This window comes from Streptomyces sp. NPDC006208, from assembly GCF_040613775.1.
Lineage (GTDB): Bacteria > Actinomycetota > Actinomycetes > Streptomycetales > Streptomycetaceae > Streptomyces.
Genome location: NZ_JBEXSW010000097.1, coordinates 1 through 7,800 on the forward strand (window position 1 = coordinate 1; position 7,800 = coordinate 7,800).

General features: G+C 71.6%; 2 protein-coding genes. Both read right to left on the bottom strand.

The window, feature by feature from the left end:
* Positions 1-1,652 (bottom strand): beta-ketoacyl synthase N-terminal-like domain-containing protein (locus tag ABZ208_RS38410; RefSeq protein WP_356914090.1); only part of this gene is annotated, 1,652 nt, incomplete at its 3' end.
* Positions 1,653-1,902: 250 nt separating this feature from the next.
* Positions 1,903-7,773, bottom strand: coding sequence for an SDR family NAD(P)-dependent oxidoreductase (locus tag ABZ208_RS38415; protein ID WP_356914091.1), 5,871 nt, complete (start codon positions 7,771-7,773; stop codon positions 1,903-1,905).
* Between the last annotated feature and the right edge of the window lie 27 nt (positions 7,774-7,800).

Here is a 7,800-nt window from a genome sequence, read left to right on the forward strand (position 1 = left end):
TGGGCCAGTTCGGCACCCATACGAGCCCGCTGCGCACCCTGACCCGTGAACAGGAACGCCGTCTTACCGCCCGCCACACGACCCTCGACCACACCGGCACCGGGCTCACCAGCAGCCAGCGCCGCAAGCCCCGCCAGCAACTCGTCACGACCCGCCGCAACCACCGCACCACGGTGCTTCAGCGCCGACCGGGTCGAGACGGTGGACCAGCCGACGTCCAGCGGCCGCAGGTCCGGCTCGGACTCGACCCGCTGCCGCAGTCGCTCGGCCTGGGCGCGCAGTGCCGCCGGGGAGGCGGCGGACACCAGGACGGGCACCGGGGATGCGCTGGAGCGTGGCTCCGTCGGGGTGGGGAGGCCGGATGCCGGAGCGTCGGACGCTGGGGCGTCCGACGTCGTGTGGTCGGCCACCACGAGGTGGCAGTTCGTTCCCCCGATGCCGAACGAGCTGACCCCGGCGATCCGTTCGCCGTCCGGCCACGGCGCGGTGGCCGTGTTCACCCGGAGCTTCCACGCATCCATGGGTATCGCCGGGTGCGGCTGGGAGAAGTTGAGGCTCGCAGGGAGAGCGCCGTGCCTCATCGACAGCGCCACCTTGATCAGGCCGACGACCCCGGCGGCCGCGTCGAGGTGCCCGATGTTGGTCTTCACCGACCCGACGAGCAGCGGCTGCCCGGGGTCGCGGCCGTCACCGAACACCGCGCCGAGCGCGCCCGCCTCGACCGGGTCGCCCGCCCTCGTACCGGTGCCGTGCAGCTCGACGTACCGCGCCCTCGCGGGCGCCACACCCGCTGCGGCGTACGCCTCCCGCAGGAGGGCTCGCTGCGCCTCACCGTCCGGAACGGTCAGCGCCTGGCCGGCGCCGTCGTGGTTCACCGCGCCGCCGAGCAGGACGCAGTGGATCGGGTCGCCGTCGGCGACCGCGTCCGCCAGCCGCTTGAGGACGACCACGCCCGCGCCCTCGCCCCGGACGAATCCGTTGGCGCGCGCGTCGAAGGTACGGCTGCGGCCGTCCGGGGAGAGCGCGCCCGCGCGGGCGAAGGCAAGCGTGCCCTCCGGCACCATGTTCAGGTGGACGCCGCCGGCCAGGGCCAGCCGGGCCTGCCCCGAGCGCAGGCTCTCGGCGGCCAGGTGCACGGCGACGAGGGAAGAGGACTGCGCAGTGTCCACGGCGAGGCTCGGTCCGTGAAAGCCGAACCAGTGGGAGATCCGGTTGGCGATCAGCCCACGGCTCAGCCCGGCCAGCGAGTGGTGGGACACCGCGTCCGGACCGTGCCGGTGCACCAGCGACATGTAGTCGTCGCCGGTGGCGCCGAGGAACACCGCCGTGGCGCTGCCCCGCAGACTGTCCGGCGTCGTACCGGCGTCCTCCAGCGCAGCCCAGCTCAGTTCGAGCGCCATGCGCTGGCGCGGATCCATCGCCTCGGCCTCACGCGGTGAGATCCCGAAGAACCCGGCGTCGAAGTCGGCGACACCGTCCACGAATCCGCCGCGCCGATAGCCGGCCAGCTCCGGCAGCTCGTACCAGCGCTCCGCCGGCGCCTCCGCGATCGCGTCGACGCCGCCCTGCAGCATCCGCCAGAAGGCGGGGATGTCGTCGGCTCCCGGGACCCGGCACGACATCCCTACCACGGCAACGGCTTGCTGATTCAATTCAGTCCTCTTCCCCGATTTGCTTAAAGCTGACGCCACTTGGTGGAGGGCCAACGTCACTTGGCGGTGCAGGTCCTCCACCGGCTACCGATCGACCGCGGCGGTGACGAGTGCACGAGCGTGTGCCGGAAGGGCACGATCCCCTTTACGCGGACCTTCCCCGTGCCGCCGTGCGGCGCTGGGCCTGCGGACCACGGTCGGTTTCCTTGAGTGACGTTCGGAGGAGCGTTCGTGAGGTCGCTTCCTTCGGTCATGCGATGTCCTCCTGAGCCATCCGGATCAGGGCTGCGGCGTCCATGTCGTCGATCGATGCGGGCGCGTCGTCCTCAGGCGCACTGCCTGTCGGATCCGCCGGGTCGTTGCTTGCCAGTTCACGCAGGGTGTCGATCAGGCCGGCCTTGCGGAGACGGCCGATCGGGATCGACGCCAGCACGGCGCGGATCTCGTCCTCTTCGGACCGGGGCGCGGTGGTCGCGCCGTCCAGCGCGGCCTCCGAGAGCAGGAACCGTGCGATCGCCACGGGTGTCGGGTGGTCGAAGACCAGTGTCGCGGGCAGCCGCACACCGGTGTCCTGCGTCAGCCGGTTGCGCAGTTCGACGGCGCTCAGCGAATCGAAGCCGAGCTCCTTGAACGCCCGATTCGGGGTGATCGCCGTGGCAGATGCATGCCCCAGTACGGCGGCGACCTGCGACTGCACCAGGTCCAGCACCACCTGTTCGCGGTCGGCCTCCGCCACACCGGCGAGCCGCTGCGCCAGCGAGCCACCCGCTCCGGCTCGGCGGGCCGGCATCCGGACCAGTCCGCGCAGCAGGGCCGGCAGCAGGCCCGCCCGGGCCTGCACCCGGAGCGCGGCCGTGTCGAGCTTCATCGGCACGAGCAGCGCCGCGTCCAGGGCGAGTGCCTGGTCGAACAGTGCAAGCCCGAGCTCGGCGGATATGACGCCGATGCCCGTACGCGCCAGTCGGGTCCGGTCGGCCTCCGCCAGCTGTCCGGTCATGCCGCCGGCGTCCGACCAGAGGCCCCAGGCCAGCGAGGTCGCGGGCAGGCCTTCGGCCCGACGCAGGTGGGCGAGTGCGTCCAAAGATGCGTTGGCTGCGGCGTAGTTGGCCTGGCCGGGGCTGCCGATCAGGGCCGCGGCGGAGGAGAAGAGGACGAAGGCCGACAGGTCCATGTCCGTGGTGAGCTCGTGCAGGTGCCATGCCGCGTCGAGCTTCGGGCGCATGACCCGCTGGATCTGCTCCGGTGTCATCGCGTCGATGACGCCGTCGTCCAGGACACCCGCCGCATGCACCACACCGGTGAGCGGACCGTCCAACGAACGCAGCAGTCCGGCAAGTTGCTCCCGGTCCGACACGTCACACGCCTCGACGCGCGCCACGGCGCCCAACCCGCCCAGTTCGGCGACGAGCTCCGCGACACCCTCGGCCGCCGCACCGCGACGACTCACCAGCATCAGGTCACGGACTCCGTGACGCTCCGCCAGATGCCTGGCGAACAGCGCACCCAGACCACTGGTACCACCAGTGATCAGCACTGTCCCGTCCAGCGCCGGAGCAGCGCTCGGCACGGCCGATGCCCGTGCCAGGCGCGGCGCGAGCAGCCGATCGCCGCGTACGGCGAGCTGCGGCTCGTCGGAGCTGAGCACCGCGTCCCAGTCCGGAGCGGCGTTGTCGTCGAGGTCCACGAGCCCGAACCGGTCGGGGTGTTCGGCCTGGGCACTGTGCACCAGACCCCACACCGAGGCCTGCGCCACATCCGGCGTTCGGCCGTCGACAGCGACACCGTTGCGAGTGGCCACGACCAGCCGCGCCTCACTCAGCCGCTCACTCTCCAGCCAACGCTGCACCAGCGCCAGGGCGTCGGCCACGGCTGTCAGCGCTGCCGCGGCCGTGTCACCGGCCGGATTCGCGATCGGGGCGACGACCGCCTGCGGGGTCTCGGCGCCGTCGGCGAGCGCCTTCTCCAGCGCGTCCAGGTCCGCAAAGTCCTCACCGAGGACTGCCACCCGCACTGTCGCCGGCGACAAGGCCGTGACCTCGCTCCAGTCGAGCTGGAAAAGGGAGTTCCGCTTGACCCGCTGTCCGCTCTCCAGTTGTGCCTGTTCCACCGGCCGCATGTCGAGGCGCGCCATGCTGAGTACCGGCTCGCCTTGTTCGCCGGCGATGTCGACCCTCAGCGCACTGCCGTCCGCCGGGCTGATCCGCGCCCGGACCCGGGACTGCCCGAGCTTGCCGAGCCGTACGCCCGACCAGGAGAACGGCAGCACCGCGGACACGCCCTCGCCCTGCTTCAGCAGGCCGCCGTGCATGGCGGCGTCGAAGAGGGCCGGGTGGATGCCGAAGCCTTCACCACCGGTGTCACCGGGCAGCGCGACTTCGGCATACACCTCGTCTCCGGAGCGCCACACCGCGCGCACGCCTTGGAACATCGGCCCGTAGTCGTAGCCGAGGTCGGTCATGCCTGCGTAGAGCGCGTCGACCGATGCCTCCTCGGCCCCTGTGGGTGGCCATTGGGTGGGCCAGTCCGCGAGGGGTTCGGCCTCGGGGGCGAGCAGGCCGCGGGCGTGGCAGGTCGTCTCTGCCTGCTCGTCGTCCTCGCCGTTCTCCGGACGGGTGTAGATCGCCACCTCACGGCGCCCGTCCTCACCCGCCCGGCCGACGGTCACCTGAACCTGCCGTGTGACGCCCTCGTCCAGGAGCAGTGGCGCCTCCAGGACGAGTTCGTCGACGACGGGAGAGTCGGCCTGGCGGCCGGCGGTGAGAGCGAGCTCGACCAGTGCGGTCCCGGGCACGATCACCGTGCCCAGCACGACGTGGTCGCGGGTCCAGGGCTGGGTGTCGGTCGACAGGCGGCCGGTGAACACCCATTCGTCGCGGTCGCCGACCTGCACCGCGGCGGACAGGACCGGGTGCCCGATCCGGCTCTGCCCGGCCGCCGCTGCATCACCGTTGCCGGTACTCGGGGCCAGCCAGTAGCGCTCGCGCTGGAAGGCGTAGGTGGGCAACTCGACGCGCTGTGCGCCGCTGTCGGCGAAGAACGCGGACCAGTCCACATTCACACCCGCAGCATGCGCCCGGGCCAGGAAGGCGGCGAACGTGGCCGCCTCCGCCTGCTTGGCCCGCAGCGCCGGCATCAGCACCGCGTCGCCGGTCTCGTCCAGTTCCTCGAGGGTTTGGCGTGCCATGGCGGTCAGTACGCCGTCGGGGCCGAGTTCGAGGAACCGGCGAACTCCCAACTCCCACAACGACGTCACGCCGTCGGCGAACCGGACGGCCTGACGCACATGCCGCACCCAGTACGAGGGGTCGGTGAGCTCGTCGGAGACCAGGGCGCCGGTCACGTTCGACACGATCGCGATACGCGGGCTCGAGTACGACAGTCCTCGGGCGACCTGCTCGAACTCGGCCAGCATCGGTTCCATGCGCGGGGAGTGGAACGCATGGCTGACGCGCAGGCGGGTCGTCTTGCGCCCCTGCCAGGCGGGCAGCCACTCCTCGACCGCGTCGGCGTCGCCGGAGACGACGACCGCGCGCGGTCCGTTGACCGCGGCGATCTCCAGCCGGCCCTCGAACCCCGTCAGCGACCGGGCCACTTCGTCCTCGGTGGCCTGCACGGCGACCATCGCGCCGCCTTCGGGCAGGGCGCCCATCAGCCGGCCACGCGCCACGACCAGGGCACACGCGTCCGCCAGCGACAGGACACCCGCCACATGGGCGGCTGCGATTTCTCCGACCGAGTGGCCGATCAGACAGTCCGCACGCACGCCCAGCGACTCGGCCAGACGGAACAGTGCCACCTCGACGGCGAACAACGCCGCCTGCGTGAACTGCGTCGCATCCAGCAACGCAGCCTCATCCGAACCTTCCTCGGCCTCCAGCAGCTCGCGCACCGAACGGCCCAGCAGCGGATCCAGCCCGGCACACACCACGTCCAGAGCCTCGGCGAACCCCGGGAACTCCTGGGCCAGTTCGGCACCCATACGAGCCCGCTGCGCACCCTGACCCGTGAACAGGAACGCCGTCCTGCCACCCGCCACACGACCCTCGACCACACCGGCACCGGGCTCACCCGCAGCCAGCGCCGCAAGCCCCGCCAGCAACTCGTCACGGTCAGACGCAACCACCCCACCCCGGTACTCGTGCTGCGCACGCGACACCACCGACGAGAACGCCGTGTCCGCGAGCGACACCTCCGGCTTCGCCAAAAGGTGGGCGCGCAGGCGGTCCGCCTGCTCCCGCAGCGCCGCCTCACTGCGCGCCGACAGCACCACCGGTACCACCGGCAGCTCGCTGTCCTTGGCGGGTTGTTCGGCCGGCTCTTCTGTGGGGGCTTCCTCGAGAATCACGTGGGCGTTGGTGCCGCTCACGCCGAACGATGAGACGCCCGCGCGGCGTGGACGCTCCGACTCAGGCCACTCCCGCGCCTCGGTCAGCAGCTCGACCGCTCCGGACTCCCAGTCCACGTGCGGGGACGGCTCGTCCACGTGCAGCGTCTGCGGCAGGACACCGTGCCGCATCGCCATGACCATCTTGATCACACCGGCCACACCCGCGGCCGTAGAGCTGTGTCCGATGTTGGACTTGATGGAGCCGAGCAGCAGCGGGTCCCCGGTGCGCTCCTGGCCGTAGGTGGCGAGCAGCGCTTGCGCCTCGATCGGGTCGCCCAGCTTCGTACCCGTGCCGTGGCCCTCGACCACGTCCACTTCTGCGGCGGACAGGCCGGCGTTGGCCAGTGCCTGACGGATCACCCGCTCCTGCGAGGGACCGTTCGGCGCCGTCAGGCCGTTGCTCGCACCGTCCTGGTTCACCGCGCTGCCGCGCAGCACCGCGAGCACGTTGTGGCCCTTGCGGCGCGCGTCCGAGAGCCGCTCCACGACCAGCAGGCCGAGACCGTCGGAGAAGCCGGTACCGTCCGCCGCACCCGCGTACGCCTTGCAACGCCCATCCGGCGCAAGCCCGCGCTGCCGGCTGAAGTCGATCAGCAGGTGAGGCCCGGTCATCACGGACACACCGCCGACGAGTGCCATCGAGCACTCGCCCGAGCGCAGGGACTGCGCCGCCATGTGCAGCGCCACCAGCGACGACGAGCACGCAGTGTCCACCGTGACGGCCGGGCCCTCCAACCCGAGGCTGTAGGAGACGCGACCCGACACCACGCTCGTGGTCGTGCCGGTCAGGCGGTAGCCCTCCATCTCCGGCGGCATCGAGCCGCCGTAGTCCGAGGTGACCGCGCCACAGAAGACGCCGGTGTCACTGCCGCGCAGCGACGTCGGGTCGATGCCCGCGTCCTCGAACGCCTCCCATGCTCCCTCCAGCAGCAGTCGCTGCTGCGGGTCCATGGACAGCGCCTCACGCGGACTGATCCCGAAGAACTCCGCGTCGAAGTCGGCAATACCGTCGACGAAGCCGCCACTGCGCGTGTACGAGGTGCCCAGGTGATCCGGGTCCGGGTCGTAGAGCCGCTCCAGGTCCCAGCCACGGTCGGTCGGCAGGCCCGATATCGCGTCCCTGCCGGACGCCACCAGCTGCCACAGCTCCTCGGGCGATGTCGCCCCGCCCGGGTAACGGCAGCTCATACCGACGATCGCCAAAGGCTCGTCGGTCTCCGTCTGCTGCGCCCGCACCGGCACCACCGGACGGGACACCTCCACGGTCCCGATCGAAGCGAGCAGCATGCGTGCGGCGGCAACCGGGGTCGGGTGGTCGAACACGAGGGTGGCGGGCAGTCGCAGGCCGGTGGCCTGGGCCAGCCGGTTGCGCAGTTCGACGGCGCTCAGCGAATCGAAGCCGAGCTCCTTGAACGCCCGATCGGGGTCGATCGCCGCGCCGGAGTCGTGCCCCAGCACCGACGCGACCTGTGTCTGGACCAGCTCCAGCACGATGCGTTCGCGGTCGGCCTCTGCCACACCGGCGAGCCGTTGCGTCAGCGAGCCGCCCGTCCCGGCTCGGCGGGCCGGCGTCCGGACCAGGCCGCGCAGCAGCGGCGGCAGCATTCCGGCCCGCGCGCGGGACCGGAGCGCGGCCGTGTCGAGCTTCACCGGGGCGAGCAGCGCCGCGTCGGCGCTGAGGCTGTGGTCGAACAGGTCCAGGCCCACCTCGGCCGACAGCGCGATGGTGCCCATCGCCTCGAGCCGCGCGATCTCGTCTTC

What these genes read in the sequence shown, in the direction of transcription:
- ABZ208_RS38415 (WP_356914091.1), bottom strand. Translation starts at nt 7,773, where the DNA reads ATGGGCACCATCGCGCTGTCGGCCGAGGTGGGCCTGGACCTGTTCGAC.